Genomic DNA, 18,342 nt, shown 5'->3' on the forward strand with positions numbered 1-18,342 from the left:
CATGTCGACCATTACCTGGATCACCGCGCGCGGGCTGTTCGGCCGGCGCCGGTTCCTGCTGCTGCTCCCGCTGCCGTTGGTGCTGCTCGGGCTGGCCATCCTCTGCCGGTCGCTGGGCGTGGACCCGGGCCAGTGGGGGCCGCCGGTGCTGGTCGGCCTCGGCCTGGCGGTGGTGCTGCCGGTGGTTGCGTTGATCATCGGTACCGGCGTGCTGGGTGCGGAGATCGACGACGGCACCGTCGTGCACATCCTGACCAAGCCGCTGCCGCGCTGGCAGATCGTGCTGCCGAAGCTCGCGGTCGCCGCTGGGGTCACCGCGGCCACCGTCGCGGTGCCGCTCTACGTCGCGGGCGTGCTGGCCGATTCGGTACGCCTCGGTCTGGCCCTGGCGTTCGCGGCGGCGCTCGGCGCGCTGGCGTACTCGGCGCTGTTCCTCGCGCTCAGCCTCGTCACCCGGCGTCCGGTGCTGCTCGGCCTCGTCTACGTGCTCATCTGGGAAGGGCTGCTGGGCAACTTCGTCAGCGGCACCAAGGTGCTCTCCATCCAGCAGTACGTGATCGCCCTCGCCGACCGGCTCGCCCCCAGCGGGCTGCTGGAGACCACCGTGTCGGTGCCGGTCGCCTCCGTGATGACCGCGCTGGTCAGTGTCGGCTTCACCGTGCTGGCGATCGACCGCCTGCGCTCGTTCAGCGTGGCCGGCGAGACGAGCTGAGACACATGCGGGGTACGGTTCCGGCCAGCCTCCCACGACGGGTAGGGCTGGCCGGATGGACCGGCCGGGGTGCCGGGGCCCAGGCTGACTGGTGTGAGCGTCGAAGCGGAGTGGACATCGTTGGCTGAGCCGTACTCCCGGAGCAGCCGGCCGTGGCTCACCAGCCTGGCGGTCGCCGGGCTGGCGTGCGCGACGGTCGCGACGGCCGCCCAGGGCAGCGGCCGGTTCCACTGGTGGGCCGGCTTCATCCTGATCCCGGCCGCGCTGATCGCGGCCAGCGGCGGGCCGTTGCTGGCCCGCGGCGGCGGTCGGGCCTTCGCCGGGTACGTCATCGCCTGCGTCGGCACGCTGGTGTTCGTGGTGGGCGCCTTGCTGATGTTCGGGGCGATGGGTCAGGGCTGGCCGCTGCTGGTGGTGCTGCCCTGCCTGGCGGTCGCCGGCACATACGGCTGGCGGGCCGCCCACCCGCTGGCCCGTGGCCTGCACCGCGCGGTGGCGCTGCTCGCGCTCACCGGCGCGCTGCTCGGTGTGACCCTGCAACTGATCCACATCCGTCTCATCCACCTGGAGACGGGCTGGTGGGGCGTGTTCCTGATGCTGGCCGGGGCGATCGTGCTGGGCAACGCGGGCGAGCTGACCCGGCATCGGATGCCGTACCGGCTCCAGGCGATCACCCTGCTGGTCGGTCCCGCCGTGGCGGCCATCCTGCTCGGCCTGCGCTTCCTGCGCGGCTGGTGAACGACCGGTCCGCCGCCGCCGGTCAGTGCGGGCGACGGCGGACGCCGGTCAGTGCGGGCTGCGGCGGACGCCGGTCAGAAGGCGCAGGCGATGACGAGTTCCGGGGTGCGGTCGGGTAGCAGGTCGAGCTTGCCGATCCGGCCGGCCGCGCGCAGGTCGTCGGCGACCAGGGTGAGCTGCTCCAGCAGCGCCGCCGGGCCCAGTGCCTCGGCCAACGGCACCTCCGCCTTCATGGACAGCTTCCGCTCCGACTTGGCCCGCCGCACCTGGCCCAACGCGTCACCGGCGAGCCGCAGCAGCGCCGGCTCTCCCGTCCCCTCGATCGTCCGGGCCACCTCGTAGGTGGTGGGCCAGGGCGCGCGGTGCACCGACCCGTACCGCCACCACGACCAGATCTCCTCGGTGACGTACGGCAGCACCGGTGCGAACAGCCGTAGCTGCACCGACAGCGCGCAGGCCAACGCGGCCCGCGCCGAGTCGGCCGCCGCTCCGGTGCCGTACGCCCGCTCCTTGACCAACTCGATGTAGTCGTCGCAGAAGCGCCAGAAGAACGCCTCGGTGGCCTGCAACGCGGCCGTGTGGTCGTAGGAGTCGAAGGCGGTGCCCGCGGCGCTGACCACGGTGGCCAGTTCGGCGAGCATGGCCCGGTCCAGCGGGGCGGTCGCCGGTGCGCGCAACGCGTCCCCGGCGCCCAGGCCGAGCGCGAACTTCGACGCGTTGAGCAGCTTGGTGGCCAGCCGCCGGCCGACCTTGATCTGCGCCGGGTCGAAGGCCAGGTCCATGCCGGGCTTGCCGCTGGCCGCCCAGTAGCGCACCGCGTCCGAGCCGTGCTGCTCCAGCAGCGCCAGCGGGGTGACCACGTTGCCCTTGGACTTGGCCATCTTCTTGTGGTCCGGGTCGAGGATCCAGCCCGACAGCACGGTGTCCCGCCAGGGCAGCACCCCGTGCTCGAAGTGCGATCGGACCACGGTGTCGAACAGCCAGGTTCGGATGATCTCCTGACCCTGCGGGCGCAGGTCCATCGGAAAGACCTGGGCGAACAGGGCCGGGTCGGTCTCCCAGCCACCGACGATCTGCGGGGTCAGCGACGACGTGGCCCAGGTGTCCAGCACGTCCGGGTCACCGAGGAAACCGCCCGGTTGGCCGCGCTGCGACTCGTCGTAGCCGGGCGCCGGATCACTGGACGGGTCGACTGGCAGCGCGGACTCGTCGGGCGTGAGAGGGTGGGACCAGTCCGGCTCGCCAGCGTCGTCGAGCCGGTACCACACCGGCACCGGCACCCCGAAGAAGCGCTGCCGACTGACCAGCCAGTCCCCGGTCAGGCCGCTCACCCAGTTGTCGTAGCGGTGCTTCATGTGCGCCGGCACCCAGTGCAGCTCCGCGCCCCGGGCCAGCAGCGCCGCCCGCAGGTCGGCGTCCCGCCCGCCGTTGCGCAGATACCACTGGCGGGTCGAGACGATCTCCAGTGGCCGGTCGCCGCGCTCGTAGAACTTCACCGGGTGGGTGATCGGACGCGGCTCGCCGATCAGGTCACCCGCGTCGGCGAGCATCCCGACGATTTCCCGGCGGGCGCCGTTGACGGTCTGCCCGGCCAGCGCCGCGTACGGCTGCGCGGGCACCCCGGCCGGCGGCTCCGGCAGCAGCCGACCGTCGCGGCCGATGACCACCCGGGTGTCGAGTCCGAGATCCCGCCACCAGGTGACGTCGCTCAGGTCGCCGAACGTGCAGACCATGGCGATGCCGGTGCCCTTCGCGGGGTCGGCGAGCGGATGGGCGTACACCGGCACCTCGACGTCGAACAGCGGGCTGCGCACCGTCTGGCCCACCAGGTCGGCGTACCGCTCGTCGTCGGGGTGGCAGACCAGCGCGACGCAGGCCGGCAACAGCTCCGGCCGGGTGGTGTCGACGAGCACCTCGCGCCCGCCCGGCCCGGTGAACCGCAGCCGGTGGTAGGCGCCGGGGCGCTCCCGGTCCTCCAACTCGGCCTGGGCGACCGCGGTGGCGAAGCCGACATCCCACAGCGTCGGCGCCTCCGCCTGGTACGCCTCACCCCGCAGCAGGTTGCGCACGAACGCCCGCTGGCTGGTGGCGCGGGCCACCCGACCGATCGTCGTGTACGTCAGGGACCAGTCCACCGAGAGCCCGAGCCGCCGCCAGAGGGCCTCGAAGACCTGCTCGTCGGCGACCGTCAGCCGCTCGCACAGCTCGATGAAGTTGCGCCGCGAGATCGGGGTGGGGTCGCGGCGCGCGGCCTCGTCGACCGGGGTGGCCGGGGGCCGCCAGACCGGGTCGTACGGCAGGGCCGGGTCGCAGCGCACCCCGTACACGTTCTGCACCCGACGTTCGGTGGGCAGGCCGTTGTCGTCCCAGCCCATCGGGTAGAACACGGCTTTGCCGCGCATCCGCTGGTAGCGGGCGACGGTGTCGGTGTGCGTGTACGAGTAGACGTGCCCCATGTGCAGCTCGCCCGATACGGTCGGCGGCGGGGTGTCGATGGCGTACACGTCACCACGCTTCTTCGAGCGGTCGAACGCGTACGTGCCGTCCTCCTGCCAGCGGTGCGCCCAGCGCTCCTCGAGCCCGTCCAGGCTGGGACGCTCGGGAACGCCGGCGCGGGCCGTCCTCGCCGTATCGGTCATCTGCCGATCGTAGGCACCAGCCGGGTGTCGAGCCACGGAGTTGCGCATCGCCGGCTCTACACGAGCGAGTCGCGCCACTGCCGGTGCAGCGCCGCGTAGCGGCCGTCGGTGGCGGCCAGCACGGCGGGTGGGCCGTCCTCGACGACCTGCCCGCCGTCGAGGACGAGCACCCGGTCGGCGGTCTCCACAGTGGAGAGCCGGTGTGCGATCACCAGCGCGGTCCGGTCCCGCAGGATGGTGCCGAGCGCCCGCTGCACGAGCCGTTCGGTCGGCACGTCCAGTGACGACGTCGCCTCGTCGAGGATCAGCACGGTCGGGTCGGCCAGGAACGCCCGGGCGAACGCGACCAGTTGCCGCTGCCCGGCGGAGAGCCGGCCGCCGCGCCGGTGCACCTGCGTCGCGTACCCGTCGGGCAGCGCGGCGATGAAGTCGTGCGCGCCGATCGCCTCGGCGGCGGCCCGCACGTCGGCGTCGTCGGCGTCCGGCCGGCCGAACCGGATGTTCTCCGCGACGGTGCCGCTGAACAGGTGGTTCTCCTGGGTCACCAGCACCACCGCGCGGCGCAGATCGGCGTCGGCCGCCTCGCGCAGGTCGATCCCGTCCAGCAGGACCGCGCCGGCGTTCGGGTCGTGGAACCGGGCGACCAGCTTGGCGATTGTCGACTTGCCCGCGCCGGTCGGCCCGATCAGCGCCACCGTCTGCCCGGCCGGCACGGTCAGGTCCAGCCCGGCGAGGATGGGCGTGTCGGCGCGGTAGCCGAAGGAGACGCCCCGGAAGGTCAGCTCACCGTGACCGGGGCCGGTCGGCAGCGACACCGGCCGGGCGGGTTCGGCCACGGCAGGCCGCTCGTCGAGCACCCCGGCCAGCTTCTCCAGCGCCGCCGTCGCCGACTGCAACGAGTTGTAGAACTGGCTCAGCTCCTGCATCGGCTCGAAGAAGCGGCGCAGGTAGAGCAGGAACGCGGCGAGCACTCCGACCTCGGTCCGGCCTCCGAGCACCCGCCATCCGCCGTAGCAGAGCACGACCGCGACCGTGACGTTGCCGATCAGCTTGATCGCCGGCGAGTACGTGGCGATCAGCCGGAACGCGTGCAGGCTGGTGCGCCGGTAGTCGTCCCCGAGCGCCACGAAGATCCGCTGGTTGCGGGGCTCCCGGCGGAACGTCTGCACCGCGCGGATACCCCGCATCGACTCGACGAAGTGCACGATGACCAGCGCCACGGCCTCCCGGGTCCGCCGGTACGCGCCGGCCGAGGCCCGCGCGAACCAGCGGGAGAGGTAGAACAGGAACGGGAACGCGAACAGCGTCACCGCGGCCAGCGGCAGGTCCAGCCAGAGCAGGATGGCGGCCACCGACAGGATCGACAACGCGGCCAGCACCAGGCTGTCGATCCCGCCGTCGACCAGTTCGGCGATCGAGTCCAGGTCACTGGTGAGTCGGGACACCATCCGGCCTGACGTGTACCGCTCGTGAAAGCCCACCGACAGTCGCAGGAAATGCCCGAACACCCGCTGCCGCAGGTCGAGGAGGACCGCCTGGCCGATCCGGGCGGAGAGGGTGAGGAAACCGCGGCGGGCCGCGTACTCGGTCACGGCGGCGACGGCGAACGCGCCGGCGACGGCGGCCAGCGGGACCGCGTTCCCGGCGCGCAGCGGCGCGATGGCCCGGTCGATGCCGACCATGACCAGGTACGGACCGGCCATCGCGGCAGCGTTCTGCGCCAGCAGCAGGCCGACCGCCGCGGCGAGTCCTCTCCGGTGCGGGCGGAGCAGATGGGCCAGCAGGGCTCGGCTGTGCCGGCGCAGCCGGGCCACCGCCTCCGGGGTGGTCTCCTCGGCCCGACTCCGGTCGGCCTCCGGGTCGGTGGCCGTTCCCCGCCAGCGGGTCAGCTCCGGCTCCTCGGCGGGAGGCGGGTCGACCTGCTGCGAAGAGTTCACGAGCGCACCAGCCCCCAGTCGTCCGGGGTGGACGCTCCGGATCCCGCGTCCCCGGTGCGCCCCGGTTCCGGGTCGGTGGGCCCGGCCGGCTGCGCGGGCGGCGGCTCGGCGGCGAGCAACGCCCGGTAGGCGGGCACGCTGGCCAGCAGTTCCGAGTGCCGGCCGATCGCGGAGATCCGTCCACCGTCGAGCAGGGCGACACGGTCGGCCAGCGCGATCGTCGACGGCCGGTGCACCACCAGGAGCGCGGTGCTGGCCCGCAGGACCTGCCGCAGCGCCGCCTCCACCAGCGCCTCGGTGTGCACGTCGAGGGCGGACAGGGGGTCGTCGAGCACCAGCAGCGCCGGTCGGCCGAGCACCGCCCGCGCCAGCGCCAACCGCTGCCGCTGGCCGCCGGAGAGGGACAACCCCTGCTCACCCACCCGGGTGGCCAGACCCCACGGCAGGTCGTACGCGAAATCGGCCTGGGCCAGCGCGAGGGCCGCGCGGACCTCCTCGGCGTCGGCGTCCGGGCGACCCAGGGTGAGGTTCTCCCATACCGACATGGAGAAGAGCGTGGGCTCCTCGAACGCCACCCCGACCAGTCGGCGCAGCGAGGCCAGCCGCAGCTCGCGCAGGTCGTGCCCGTCCAGGGTGATCCGGCCGCCGGTCACCTCGTGCAGCCGGGGCACCAGGGAGAGCAGCGTGCTCTTGCCGCAGCCGGTGGCCCCGACCAGGGCCACCGTCTCGCCCGGCTCGATGGTCAGGTCGATCCCGTGCAGTACGGCGGTGGTGGCGCCCGGGTAGCGGAAGTCGACCCGTTCGAAGCGGAGTCGGCCGTGGACCGCCTCGCGGGCCAGCGTGCGCGCGTCCGGAGCGTCCACGATCTGCGGCGGAGTGTCCAGCACCTCCTGGATACGGTCCGCCGCGGTGGCCGCCTCCTGGCCGTTGGCGATGATCCAGCCCAGCGACTGCACCGGCCAGATGAGCATCAGTTGGAGGCTGGCGAACGCCACCAGTTCGCCGATCGTGAGCACGCCCTGCGCGGCGGCGGCGGCCCCGGCCACCAGCACCACGCCCAGGGTCACGTTGGGCACCAGGTCGAGCAGCGCCGCGGTGTTCGCCAGCAGCCGGCCCTTGCCCACACCGGTGTCGTGCAGCGTCCGGGTCCCCGCGGCGAAGCGGGCCGCCAACTCGGGCCCCCGGCCGTACGCCTTCATGGTGCGCAGGCCCTGCGCGGTCTCCTCGACAAGCGTCGCCACGTCGCCCTGCTGGTCCTGCATTTGGCGGGACGCGGTGTGGTAGTGCCGGCCGAAGCGGCGGGTGATCAGCAGTAGTGGCACGGCGCTGGCGGCGACCAGCAGCCCGAGCGCCGCGTGCAGATGGATCAGCAGCAGGACCACCACCACGTAGGTGGTCAGGTTGAGCACCAGGAAGAAGACACCGAACGAGAGGAACCGGCGGATCACCGACAGGTCGCTGGTGATCCGGGAGAGCAGTTGGCCGGACTGCCAGCGGTCGTGGAAGCTGGCCGGCAGTCGTTGCAGGTGCGCGTAGACGTCGGCGCGCAGCGCCGCCTCCATGCCCACCGCCGAGGAGGACTGCACCCACCGTCGGATGAAGATGAGCACCGCCTCGGCCACGCCGAGCAGCAGCGCCAGGCCACCGAGCTGCAGCAGGCCGGCGGGCTCGTGCCGGGCCACCGGTCCGTCCACCACCCGCTGCACCACCAGCGGTACGGCGATCCCGGCGGCCGTGCCGGCAAGGCCCGCGACCAGCAACCAGGCGAACTCGGCGGCGTACGGGCGCAGGTAGCGGCGCAGCCGCCAGAGGTTGTGCACGGGGTGGTGGCCCGCGGCGACCGGGGCGGCCCGGTCGCCGTCGCTCTCCACAGGCACTACCCGACGGTAGCGTCAATAGGTGTCGATGCTGCTGTCAGCTTGCCGTCAACCGCCGCTCATGACCGAGAAGCCACTTCTTCACGTCCAGCCCCCAGCGGTAGCCGCCGAGCGTGCCGTCGGTGCGCAGCACCCGGTGGCAGGGTACGAAGAGCGCGGCCGCGTTGCGGGCACAGGCCGCCGCCGCGGCGCGCACCGCCGGTGGCCGGCCGGCCAGCGCCGCGTACCCGGTGTAGGTGACCGGAGTGCCCGGCGGAACCTCCCGCAGCACCTGCCAGGCGTGCGCCATGAACTCACCGCCGGTGTGCTGCCGTACCGGCACCGAGTCGATGGCGGTGAGGTCACCGTCCAGGTAGGACCGGACGGCCACGGTCGCCGGCCCGAGGTCGGCGCGTTGCCGCAGCGGCGCCCGCAGGGTCGGGTGGATCAGGGGCAGCAGCGCCGCCGGGTCGGGGGTGAAACCGGCCGCCAGGACCTCGCCATCGGTGCCGGCGAGGATGCTCAGCGGGCCGGTCGGGGTGGTCAGCACGGTGCTGTCGATGCTCATGCCGCTCTCCAGAGTCTGATCGTGGCGTAGGACCGCCAGGGGCGCCACCGTTCGGCGTGCGCCGTGAGGGTCGTGTCGGGCAGGCCGAGCGCTGCTGCGCCGCGGCGGATCGCGAGGTCGGTGTCGAGGAGGACGTCCGGGTCGCCGAGGGCGCGCATGGCGAGGTAACTGGCGGTCCACGGGCCGATGCCGGGCAGCGCGAGCAGCCGCCGTACGGTCTCCTCCCGGTCACCACCCGGCGCCAGGTCCACGGTCCCGTCCGCCACGGCGAGGGCAAGCCCACGAATGGTCTCCCGCCGCCGAACCGGCATCCCAAACGCGGCATCCGGAAGGTCCAGAACCTCCTCAGGGCTGAGAAACCCCCGCAGGTCGGTCCGTTGATCATGAAGTTGTTGTCGCGACACGCCGTCGTCGGGGGCAACAACTTCATGATCAACGCGGGCGGTCAGGAGGCGGGTGAGGGTTGTTCGCGCGGACGTCACCGAGACCTGCTGGCCGATGATCGCGCGGACGGCCATCTCGAAGCCGTCGACCGCGCGGGGGACGCGGATGCCGGGCTCGGCGGCCACCACCGGGGCCAGCGCCGGGTCCGCCGCGAGCGTGGCGTCGACCGCGACCGGGTCCGCGTCCAGATCGAGCAGGCGTCGGCAGCGGGCCACCGCCGGCGCGAGGTCGCGCAGGTCGGCCAGGCGCAGCGTCGCCGCCACGTGCCCGTCCGCCGGGGTCAGCGCCACCTGGCCGGCGCCGTGCGGCAACCGCAACCCCCGGTGGTACGTCCCGTCGCGCACCTCCTCCACCCCGGGCAGCGCGCGCACCGCGAGGAAGTCCAGCAGCGCCCGAGCGTGCAGCGGCGGACGGTACGCCAGCCGGAGCGTGATGGTTCCCGCCCCGACCGCCGCCAGGTGCCGACCACGGGCCGTTCGCAGCTCGGACGGTGCGCTCGCGTACACCTCGCGGACCGTGTCGTTGAACTGCCGCACGCTGCCGAACCCAGCGGCGAACGCGATCTCGGCCATGCCGAGGCCGGTCGTCTCGATCAGGATCCGGGCGGTCTGCGCCCGCTGGGCCCGGGCCAGCGCGAGCGGCCCGGCACCCATCTCGGCACGCAACATCCGGTGCAGGTGCCGTTCGGTGTAGCCGAGGCGGGCGGCCAGCCCCGGCACGCCGTCCCGGTCGACCACGCCGTCGGCGATCAGTCGCATCGCCCGGCCGACCACGTCGGCGCGGACGTCCCACTGGGGCGAGCCGGGTGCGGCATCCGGCCGGCAGCGGCGGCAGGCGCGCAACCCGGCGCCCTGCGCGGCGGCGGCCGACGGAAAGAACCGGACGTTCTGCCGCTTGGGGGTGGTCGCCGGGCAGGACGGCCGGCAGTAGATCCCGGTCGACGTCACGCCGGTGTAGAACCAGCCGTCGAACCGCTGGTCCCGGCTGTCCACCGCGCGGTAGCACCGTTCGAAGTCCATCTCCACGTCACCTATGGTGCCCCGCTGGTCGGGCCCTCGGCTGGCGGGATTCGGACCTGGGTGTGCGCGGCCGACGGCGCACTGCCGACCCGGGCAATGTTCAGCGGCGGCGGCGGTGCGGCTGGCCGGAACGCTGTCCGGAGCGGGCGGGTTGGCCGGACCGCTGGCCGGACCGAATCGACTGTCCCAACCGGTTGGCCTGGCCGTTGAGCAGGGGCGAGCGGAACACGCCGTCCGGGTCGTACCGCTTCCACAGCCGGCGCACCCGGGCGCCGGTCTCGCCCGGGTAGATCCGGGCGAACGCGGCCGGGTCCGGTCGACTCTCGAAGTTGACGTACTCGCCATCGGCTCGCGCGCCGACGGCCCGCCAGGCGGTGTCCAGCGCCGCGCCGCCCTGCGGGGGGAACGTCGAGGCGATGACCAGGGTGTTCTGGTGCCGGTGCGGGTAGGCCGTCGCGTCGACGGCGACGTCGTTGACCGCCCCGCCGACCGAGCGCAGTTGGATCACCGCCCGGCCCGGACCGGTGGTCGCCCGCGTGACCGCTCGCGCGACGCCCGGGTCCAGCTCGGCGAACAGCCCGTTGGTGGTCGTACCCCGCTGCTGCCCGACGTTCGGGTGCAGGTGCGCGGTCGGCACCAGCGTCGGGTAGGGCAGCAGGTCGCTGCGGTGTTCGAGCACCTTCCCGATGGCCAGCAGCGGCTCCACGACGGGCCGGACGCGGCGCAGGCTCTCCGCGGCCACCACTGCGGTGATGGACATGAGCGTCGAGCGGCCGTCGGCGAACAGCACGGCGGCGGCGGACAGCTCCCGGGGGGCCTGTGCGAGACAGCTCGCCCACTCGCGGACGGTACGGCCGTCCGGGTGCGCCTCGACGATAAGCTGCGCCACGCCGACGTTGCGCTGCTCCGCGGCCTCGATCTCGAACGCCACCACGACACCGGCCCCCGCGCCGGCACCCCGGACCAGCCAGAACAGCTCCGGTTCGTGCGCCGCGTCGGCGCGTACCAGCGTCCCGTCCGCGAGCACGACCTCCACCGCGCGGACGCGATCGATGGTGAGGCCGTGGGCGCGTACCAGCCAGCCGACGCCGCCGCCGGTGGCCAGCCCGCCGACGCCGACACCGCCGTAGTCGCCCGAGCTGACCACCAGGCCGTACGGGGCAAGCGCCGTCGCGACGTTCGCCCAGCGGGCGCCGGCCTCGACCCGGACCAGCCCGGCCCGTTCGTCGAGCACCCGCACCCGGTTGAGCATGGACAGGTCGATCACCACGCCGCCGTTGTTGGAGGAGGCTCCGGACAGGCCGTGCCCGCCGCTGCGCACCGCGATCGGCAGCCGCTGCTCCCGCGCGTACCGGATCGCGTCGATCACCTGCGCGGTGGTCTTCGGCAGCAGCACGGCGGCCGGCGAGGCGGTCGTCGTGTACGTCGAGCGCAGCTGCGCGTACCGGCGGTCGCCGGGTGTGACGATCTGCCCCCGCAGGGAGTCGGGCACCCGGGCCATGGCGGTGGTCATCGCTGGCCCTGGGCCGCTCGGCCGTCGTGGTCGCTCATGGCCCAAGAGTGGGGCGACGGCGACGGCGTTGGCAAACCCCGGGTCGGCCACCAACCATTGGTAAGCGGTCAAGGAGCCCTGGGCGGTGACAAGTGGTCGGTCGTAGTGACCGGAATCTCCGCCGACGAGGGCATCCGGGCCGGTCCGACCGAGGCGTGGAGATCACCTCGGTCGGACCGGACCCGATCACCTCGCGGAGCTGGGCCCCGTGCTCGACCCGGACGGGCTCGACTTGATCGTCGGGGAGCCCGGTCGCCCCGGAACGCCCGGCGCGCCACCCGTGGTCGGCCCCGGCTCGCCCGGCCTACCCGGTACACCCGGAGGGCCGGGCTCGTCAGGCCTACCCGGTACACCCGGAGGGCCGGGCTCGTCCGGCCTACCCGGTACACCCGGAGGGCCGGGCTCGTCCGGCCTGCCCGGCACCCCGGGGTCTCCCGGCTCGTCGGAGGTGGCCGGCGACGGCACCGAACCCGGTAGGCCGGGCCGGCCCGGCACGCCGGGCGGCCCGGACGGGTCGGGTACGGCCGCCGGGCCCGCTGGGGTCGGCACGGCTGGCCCAGGCCCGTCCGAGCCGCTCGCGGCCAGGGCGATCGGAGCCGCGATCAGGATCGCCGCGAGAGTCCCCACCGCTCCCATCGTCACCGTGGCGCGGCGTCTGTTGCGGACCCGCCGTTCCGCTTGGTTCAACTGGTCATGCACGATCGGTGCCTCCTCGGCCAGGTCGGTGAGGGTGGATCGGATGAGGCTCTCGAAGGGATCGGTCATCGCCGTACCTCCAGCAGCTCGATCTCCGGCAGCAGGTCGCGGAGCCGCTGGACGGCCCGGTGCGTACGACTGCGGACGGTGCCCACCGAGCAACCGAGCAGCTCGGCCACCCGAGCTTCGGGCAGGTCCTCGTAGTAGCGCAGGACCACCACCGTCCGCTGCGCCGGTGGCAGTTGACGCAGCGCGGCACGCATCGCCAGCCGTACGTCGGAGCCGCCGCTCGGGTCCGCGCCGACCGGCTCGTCGGCCGGGTTGAGCGGCGTCTCCCGCCGTCGGCGAAGTCGCCGCCACCAGCTGACCTGCTCGCGGTACATCACGACGCGGAGATACCCCTCGGGATCGGCGTGCCGGATGGTCTCCCACTTCGGGATGGTCCGCGCCAACGCCGACTGGAACAGGTCCTCGGCGGCGTTGCGGTCCCCGGTCAGCAGGTACGCGACCCGCATCAGCGCCGGTGTCCGGCTGCCGACGAACTCGGCCAGCCGAGCGCGCTCGTCCTCGTCCACCCACCACCCCCGTTTCGTTGTCACAGATACAGACGCCCCAGGTCATCGTCGCTATCCGCGATCCGCTGTGTTTTTCCGGCCCGGAAGTGTCGGTCGTGACGGGTACCGTCCGGCCACCAACTGAAGAAGGGGATGCGGGACATGACGAGCGTGGCGGGTTGGGCGGCGGCGTCGACACCGGGCGCGTTCCCGCCGCTGCCCCGCGCGGTGGCGCAGTCCTTCTACCGCCGGATGCGGGCCGTCGCGCCGGCCGCCGTCGGCGCCATCGAACGGGACCGGGCGGCCGAGGCGGAGCAGGTCTTCGCCGACACCGCTTGTGGCCGGTTGGTCGGCTCACTCGACGACGCGGGCGTGCGCGCACTCGGGATGTGGACCCATCACTGGTGCATGCGCTTCTACGACGACGACACCCGCGTCGGTCGGCGGTTGGTGCGCGAGATCGCCGCGCGGGCCGAGTTGGGCTGGACGGCCGACGAGGTGCGCTGGATGCTGCGCGAGTCGTTCTCCGCCGGCCCGGCCGCCGCCGACCGGTTCACCCTGCCCCGTGCCGCCGCGGCGCAACTGCCCCCGGCCGACCGGCCGCCCGCGGACCACTGGCCCGAGGTCGAGGTGCCCCGCCAGCGCAGCGGCCGGCACGCGGGCGGGTGACCGGCCGCCTCGTGGCTGCGGCAGGATGAGGCGGTACCACCCCGACGGAAGGACGCCCCGATGCCCGCCAGCGAGCCGACCATCATCGCCACCAGCATGGGCTTCTCCCGGGGCGACCGAGGGCCGTACGACATGCGTCCCAGCCCGGTCTTCGAGCTGGCCGCCGAGCTGGCCGAGGCCGGTCCGCAGCCGCGGATCTGCTACCTCGGGCAGGCCGTGGGCGACCAGCCCACCTCGTTCGCCGCCATCTACGGCGCGTTCGCCGACACCCGGTTCCGCCTGTCGCACCTCGCGCTGTTCCCGATGCCGAACGTCGACGACGTCCGCGCCCACCTGCTCGCCCAGGACGTGATCTGGGTCGGCGGCGGCAGCGTCGCCAACCTCGTCGCGGTCTGGCGGGTGCACGGGCTCGACGAGATCCTGCACGAGTGCTGGCAGGCCGGCGTAGTGCTGGCCGGCGTCTCCGCCGGCTCGATCTGCTGGCACGTGGGCGGCGCCACCGACAGCTTCGGCCCCCGCCTGCGCGGGTTCACCGAGGCGTTGGGCTGGCTGCCGTACGGCAACGGCGTGCACTACGACAGCGAGGCCCAGCGCCGACCGCTGATGCACGAGCTGGTCGGCGACGGCACGTTGCCGACCAGCCACTGCACCGACGACGGCGTCGGCCTGGTCTACCGGGGTACCCGGCTGGTCGAGGCGGTCGCCGACCGCGAGGGCGTCTCGGCGTACGAGGTGAGCCGCGCCGCGGACGGCAGTGTGCGGGAGGCGGTCATCGCGCCCCGCCTGCTTGGTTGAGCGCCGGTCAGACCCGATCCTCGAACGCGGCGCACACGGTCGCCCGCACCTGCGGCCCCTTGATCGATCGCAGCAGCTCCCGGGCGAGGGCGATCTGGTGCGACTCGTCGACTGACCGGTCCATCGGGGTCAGCTCCACCCGCCACCGGAAGTAGAGGTAGTCGTCCTCGTCGGTGGCGGCGAGCCGCGGGTCGGCGTCCTCGTTGGGGTTGATCTCCAGCAGGTTGCCCCGGACGTCCACCGAGTCCCGGCGGTAGGGCACCGCGTCGGGCAGCCGTGTTCGGATCAGGTCGAGCAGCTCCGCCGCCGTCAGCGGGCCGTCGACCATGATGAGGAACTGCAACGTCGTCTGCACGTCTGCCACCTTGCCAGATGCGGAATCGCTCAATCGAGCGGGAGGAACGGGCCGTTGTCGAACTTGCCGCCTCGGCGCAGCACGGAGAACTGCACCTTGTGCGGCACGTGCGTGTCCATGAGTTCACGGCGCAGGTGGGTGAAGTCGGTGCCCAGATCGAAACTGGCGAGCTGACCGTTCTCGTTGATCCGGCGCAGCATCGTCTTGCGCAGCCGGGTCCCGTCCGGCGCCCGGGACAGGGAGCGTTCGGCCAGGTCGAAGAAGGTCTTGTCGTCGACGATGAGCGCCACGTCGATGTCGGAGTCCGGGCGGGCGGTGCCCTTCACCCGGCTGCCGTGGGCGACCAGGTCCCCGTCGGGCAGCCCGGCCTGCCGTTGGGTCTGCCGGGCGCCCCGAGCGAAGCGGGTCCACTGGCGTTCGGTGAAGCCCTGCGGGATCTGCCGGGCGGCCCGGGTGGCCGCCGCCTCGGCCGTCTCGCCCGCCACGTCGTCGGCCCGTCGCATCATGCTCCGGGCGGCCTGCGCCACGATGCCCCGGGCGGCCGTCGTGGCGCCGTCCGGCAGGTCCCGTCGACGACCGGTCATTCCAGCCCGCCCGACTGGCGGCGGCGCAGCACGGCGTCGAAGACCTGCGCCAGTTCGGCGGCGTCCTCGCCAGCGTGGTGGGTGTGCGGTACGTCGTGCAGACCCAGCTCGTGCTTGATCTTGCCCTTGCGGGTCTGGACCCACTCGCTGCCGGTCAGCCCCATCCAGTAGCTGCGCAGGTCGACGCCGGAACCGGTGGCGCCGAACGGGCTGTGGCCGACGAAACGCACGAAGTACCAGTGCACGAACATGCCGTCCCAGACAGCGGGAGCGGCGAGGAAGACCGGGCGGCCGATCCGGCGCAGCCCGTTGACCCATGCCGCCGCCGCTGCCATCGCCACCGGCGCGGTGGGCGCCTCGCGGAGCAGACGGTCCCGGTCCAGACCCGACACGGCCAGCGCGGCCGGTACGAACTCGTCGGAGATGGGCCGCAGCTCGGTGTAGAACGTCAGATCCGGGCGACCGGCCACGGCCATGCCCAACGAGATCATGCTGTACGGCCCGGGGATCGGCCCGTCCGCCTCCACGTCGACGCCGACGTACAGCTCGGGCAGGGGAGTGGTCATCCCAGCACCACCCCGATGGCCTGGTCGATCAGCATGTTCAGGACGATGTCGGTGAGCTTCTTGAAGACGGGGATCTCCAGCAGCGAGGCGCCGAACGTCGGAGCGGCCGTCGCGATCGCCTGGATGATCTGCACCAGCAGGATGATCAGCTGGACGATCACGTTGATCTTCAGGGCGAGGACGATCAGCGCGCACACGAAGAGCGTCGCCGCCACCATCTGTGCGCCGGTGCCGCCGTCCCGCAGCACCGACATCGCCGAACCGTCGGCCTCCCAGCGCTCCTGGAACGCGGTCAACGCATCGCCCTGGTTGCCGGTCAGCACCCGCTGCGCGGCCGCCGTACCCTCCGCCGCCGCGTTGTGCAGCGAGTCGGCCATCTCCATCCACATCTGGCCCAGCTCGAACATCTTTGTCTCGTCCGACTTGGGCCAGGTGTAACCCAGCTCGTTCAACAGGCCGGCGAGCTCGCCGGGCAGCATGATCCCCATCGACCCGCCTACCAGCTCATCGTCGTGAACTGGGCGTCGTTGTCCTGCTCGACCGAGTCGTACTGGTCAGCCATCAGGCCCAACCCGGCACCGAAGCCGCGCAGCCCGTCGACGACCGACCCGAGGCACTCCGCCGCGATCTCCTCGGCCACCTGGTACGACATGCCGATCAGGCCGCCCACGTCGTCGTCGCCGAAGATGTCGCCCATCGAGGCCGTCCGCGCGCGCAGCACCTCCCACTGCGCGGCCAGTTGCTCGGCCACCGTCGTCAGGTGGCCGCCGCCCTGCCGCAGCGCGGGCGGGTGCACCTGTAGGTCCTCGCGCATGACATCACCTCGCTGCCTGCTGGATGCGCCGCACCGCGTCGGTGAGCGCATCGGTCATCGCCGCCATGCTGCGCACCGACTCGTTCTGCAACTCGTCGAGCTGCTGGCCCAGCGCCACCGGGTCGACCGCGGGTGCGTCTGCGGCCTCGCCGGCCGCAAGCCGCAGGTCGTCCAGCGCGGCGTTGACCGCCATGGTGATCTGCTCGCCGAGCATCTCGGCGCCCATCCGGAACGCGCGCGGGTCCACCGTCACCGACTCGACATGCTGGCCGACCGCCACGACCTCGACCTGACCGCCCGCCGCAGACCCGGTGCCCCGTGCCGGCTCGACGTCCAGATCGTCGGGGACCTGCCCGGTCGAACGCATCGACGCCAGTGCCTGTCGGGTTTGCTGGAACAGTCGGTCGAATTCCGTCACCTGGTCCACAACGCCCCCTCACGTCGCACGCGACATCGAGAGGGTAGCAACGGGACGCCACCTGCCGTACCCGCCGATGCGCGACCGGGGGCAGCGTCCGGTTCGGTGTAATCGGAGCCGCCTGGACCGGCGCGGCCGGCACCGGCGTAAGCTGGCCCGTCGTGAGTCTCACCATCGGCATCGTCGGCCTGCCCAACGTCGGCAAGAGCACGCTTTTCAACGCGTTGACCAAGAACGACGTGCTGGCGGCGAACTACCCGTTCGCCACCATCGAGCCCAACGTCGGCGTGGTCGGGCTGCCCGACGAGCGGCTGGGCAAGCTGGCCGAGATCTTCTCCTCGCAGAAGGTGCTGCCGGCCCCGGTGTCGTTCGTCGACATCGCCGGCCTGGTCCGTGGCGCGTCCAAGGGGCAGGGCCGGGGCAACGCCTTCCTGGCCAACATCCGCGACGCCTCGGCGATCTGCCAGGTGGTCCGGGCGTTCTCCGACCCGAACGTGGTGCACGTCGACGGCAAGATCTCCCCGGCCGACGACATCGAGACGATCAACACCGAGCTGATCCTCGCCGACCTGCAGACCCTGGACAAGGCGCTGCCCCGGTTGGAGAAGGAGGCCAAGCTCCGCAAGGACCGGTCCGCCGCGGTCGCCGCCGCGAAGGCCGCGATCGAGGTGCTCGACGGCGGCACCACGCTCTACTCCGGGGCCGGCGCGGCCAAGATCGAGCTGGAGCACCTGCGCGAGCTGCACCTGCTCACCACGAAGCCCTTCCTGTACGTCTTCAACGTCGACGAGGCCGAGCTGGCCAACGAGACGTTCCTCGACGAACTGCGTGCCCTGGTCGCCCCCGCCGAGGCCGTCTTCATGGACGCCAAGATCGAATCTGAGCTGGTGGACCTGCCCGAGGAGGAGGCCCGCGAGCTGCTGGAGTCGATCGGGCAGAACGAGCCCGGCCTCAACCAGCTCGTCCGCGTCGGCTTCCGTACGCTCGGGCTCCAGACGTACCTCACGGCCGGCCCCAAGGAAGCGCGCGCCTGGACCGTCCCGGTCGGCGCCACCGCGCCGGAGGCCGCGGGTGTCATCCACTCGGACTTCCAGCGCGGCTTCATCAAGGCCGAGGTGGTCTCCTACCACGACCTGGTCGAGCACGGATCGATGGCGGCGGCCAAGGCGGCGGGCAAGGTCCGCATCGAGGGCAAGGAGTACGTCATGCAGGACGGCGACGTGGTGGAGTTCCGCTTCAACGTCTGAGGCTGGCCTGTTCCCGGAGGTCAGACGGTTGAGTCGTCACCCGGGGGCACGTCGGGGCCACAACCCCACGCGTCATCGACAGCGCGGCCGTTACCGAAGTTGGCGCACACGCGGTCATTCGCCAGATGACCCAGCTTGGGGCCGCCGGTGGCCAGCTCTGACCCCGGGAGCCGGGTCCG

The 18,342-nt window shown here is 72.7% G+C and carries 17 protein-coding genes and 2 pseudogenes; 5 read left to right on the top strand and 14 right to left on the bottom strand.

Annotated elements, in window-relative coordinates; all coding sequences use genetic code 11:
- Position 1 precedes the first annotated feature (1 nt).
- Positions 2-712, top strand: a complete 711-nt coding sequence (locus ACGGAQ_RS24730; RefSeq protein WP_393052836.1) for an ABC transporter permease subunit — start codon at positions 2-4, stop codon at positions 710-712.
- Between the two features lie 93 nt (positions 713-805).
- On the top strand, positions 806-1,450 hold the full coding sequence (locus ACGGAQ_RS24735) for a hypothetical protein (protein WP_354857111.1): 645 nt from the start codon (positions 806-808) through the stop codon (positions 1,448-1,450).
- Positions 1,451-1,524: 74 nt separating this feature from the next.
- Here the strand turns inward: ACGGAQ_RS24735 and valS are convergent, their stop codons facing one another.
- The 8 genes and pseudogenes from valS to ACGGAQ_RS24775 form a co-directional block, all read right to left on the bottom strand.
- Positions 1,525-4,089: a valine--tRNA ligase gene (valS, locus tag ACGGAQ_RS24740; RefSeq protein WP_393052838.1), complete on the bottom strand. Its 2,565-nt coding sequence runs from the start codon at positions 4,087-4,089 to the stop codon at positions 1,525-1,527.
- Positions 4,090-4,145: 56 nt separating this feature from the next.
- The gene (locus ACGGAQ_RS24745) at positions 4,146-6,026 is read right to left on the bottom strand and encodes an ABC transporter ATP-binding protein (protein WP_393052839.1); all 1,881 of its coding nucleotides are present in this window, start codon (positions 6,024-6,026) and stop codon (positions 4,146-4,148) included.
- Positions 6,023-7,903 (bottom strand): ABC transporter ATP-binding protein, encoded by a 1,881-nt coding sequence (locus tag ACGGAQ_RS24750; RefSeq protein WP_393052841.1) that lies wholly within the window; start codon positions 7,901-7,903, stop codon positions 6,023-6,025. The genes ACGGAQ_RS24745 and ACGGAQ_RS24750 overlap by 4 nt, the downstream gene beginning before the upstream one ends.
- Positions 7,904-7,940: 37 nt before the next feature.
- Positions 7,941-8,450, bottom strand: a complete 510-nt coding sequence (locus ACGGAQ_RS24755; protein WP_393052843.1) for a methylated-DNA--[protein]-cysteine S-methyltransferase — start codon at positions 8,448-8,450, stop codon at positions 7,941-7,943.
- A pseudogene (locus tag ACGGAQ_RS24760) lies at positions 8,447-8,803 on the bottom strand (DNA-3-methyladenine glycosylase family protein); the annotation flags it as partial. The gene ACGGAQ_RS24755 and the pseudogene ACGGAQ_RS24760, both read right to left, overlap by 4 nt.
- 92 nt (positions 8,804-8,895) lie before the next feature.
- A pseudogene (locus tag ACGGAQ_RS24765) lies at positions 8,896-9,919 on the bottom strand (bifunctional transcriptional activator/DNA repair enzyme AdaA); the annotation flags it as partial.
- A 94-nt stretch (positions 9,920-10,013) separates the two neighbouring features.
- Complete coding sequence (locus ACGGAQ_RS24770; RefSeq protein WP_393052845.1) at positions 10,014-11,426, bottom strand: FAD-dependent oxidoreductase; 1,413 nt, start codon at positions 11,424-11,426, stop codon at positions 10,014-10,016.
- Positions 11,427-12,226: 800 nt separating this feature from the next.
- Entirely contained in the window at positions 12,227-12,736 is a 510-nt protein-coding gene (locus ACGGAQ_RS24775; RefSeq protein ID WP_393052846.1) for a SigE family RNA polymerase sigma factor, read from the bottom strand.
- Positions 12,737-12,877: 141 nt separating this feature from the next.
- On the opposite strand from ACGGAQ_RS24775, the gene ACGGAQ_RS24780 reads away from it, so the two are divergent.
- A complete protein-coding gene (locus ACGGAQ_RS24780; protein ID WP_393052848.1) occupies positions 12,878-13,384 on the top strand; it encodes a hypothetical protein in 507 nt (168 codons plus the stop codon).
- 60 nt (positions 13,385-13,444) lie between these two features.
- A complete protein-coding gene (locus tag ACGGAQ_RS24785; protein WP_393052849.1) occupies positions 13,445-14,179 on the top strand; it encodes a Type 1 glutamine amidotransferase-like domain-containing protein in 735 nt (244 codons plus the stop codon).
- Between the two features lie 7 nt (positions 14,180-14,186).
- Here ACGGAQ_RS24785 and ACGGAQ_RS24790 read toward each other — a convergent pair whose 3' ends face one another.
- From ACGGAQ_RS24790 to ACGGAQ_RS24815, 6 genes are read right to left on the bottom strand one after another with little or no spacing between them, the layout of a single operon-like run.
- Positions 14,187-14,534 carry a hypothetical protein gene (locus tag ACGGAQ_RS24790; protein WP_354857092.1) on the bottom strand — a complete coding sequence of 116 codons (348 nt, stop codon included), beginning with the start codon at positions 14,532-14,534 and terminating at the stop codon, positions 14,187-14,189.
- Between the two features lie 29 nt (positions 14,535-14,563).
- Positions 14,564-15,118 carry a nucleotidyltransferase domain-containing protein gene (locus tag ACGGAQ_RS24795; RefSeq protein ID WP_393052851.1) on the bottom strand — a complete coding sequence of 185 codons (555 nt, stop codon included), beginning with the start codon at positions 15,116-15,118 and terminating at the stop codon, positions 14,564-14,566.
- Positions 15,115-15,684, bottom strand: a complete 570-nt coding sequence (locus tag ACGGAQ_RS24800; protein WP_393052853.1) for an exonuclease — start codon at positions 15,682-15,684, stop codon at positions 15,115-15,117. Before ACGGAQ_RS24800 ends, ACGGAQ_RS24795 begins: the two co-directional genes overlap by 4 nt.
- Complete coding sequence (locus ACGGAQ_RS24805; protein ID WP_354857085.1) at positions 15,681-16,172, bottom strand: hypothetical protein; 492 nt, start codon at positions 16,170-16,172, stop codon at positions 15,681-15,683. Before ACGGAQ_RS24805 ends, ACGGAQ_RS24800 begins: the two co-directional genes overlap by 4 nt.
- Before the next feature lie 8 nt (positions 16,173-16,180).
- Positions 16,181-16,498 carry a hypothetical protein gene (locus tag ACGGAQ_RS24810; protein WP_393052855.1) on the bottom strand — a complete coding sequence of 106 codons (318 nt, stop codon included), beginning with the start codon at positions 16,496-16,498 and terminating at the stop codon, positions 16,181-16,183.
- A gap of 4 nt (positions 16,499-16,502) precedes the next feature.
- Positions 16,503-16,916 carry a YbaB/EbfC family nucleoid-associated protein gene (locus ACGGAQ_RS24815; protein WP_393052857.1) on the bottom strand — a complete coding sequence of 138 codons (414 nt, stop codon included), beginning with the start codon at positions 16,914-16,916 and terminating at the stop codon, positions 16,503-16,505.
- 161 nt (positions 16,917-17,077) lie between these two features.
- Here ACGGAQ_RS24815 and ychF point away from each other — a divergent pair, with 161 nt between their 5' ends.
- The gene (gene ychF, locus ACGGAQ_RS24820) at positions 17,078-18,163 is read left to right on the top strand and encodes a redox-regulated ATPase YchF (RefSeq protein ID WP_387184412.1); all 1,086 of its coding nucleotides are present in this window, start codon (positions 17,078-17,080) and stop codon (positions 18,161-18,163) included.
- Positions 18,164-18,342 lie beyond the last annotated feature (179 nt).

It is taken from the genome of Micromonospora sp. NPDC047557 (genome assembly GCF_043205095.1).
Lineage (GTDB): Bacteria > Actinomycetota > Actinomycetes > Mycobacteriales > Micromonosporaceae > Micromonospora.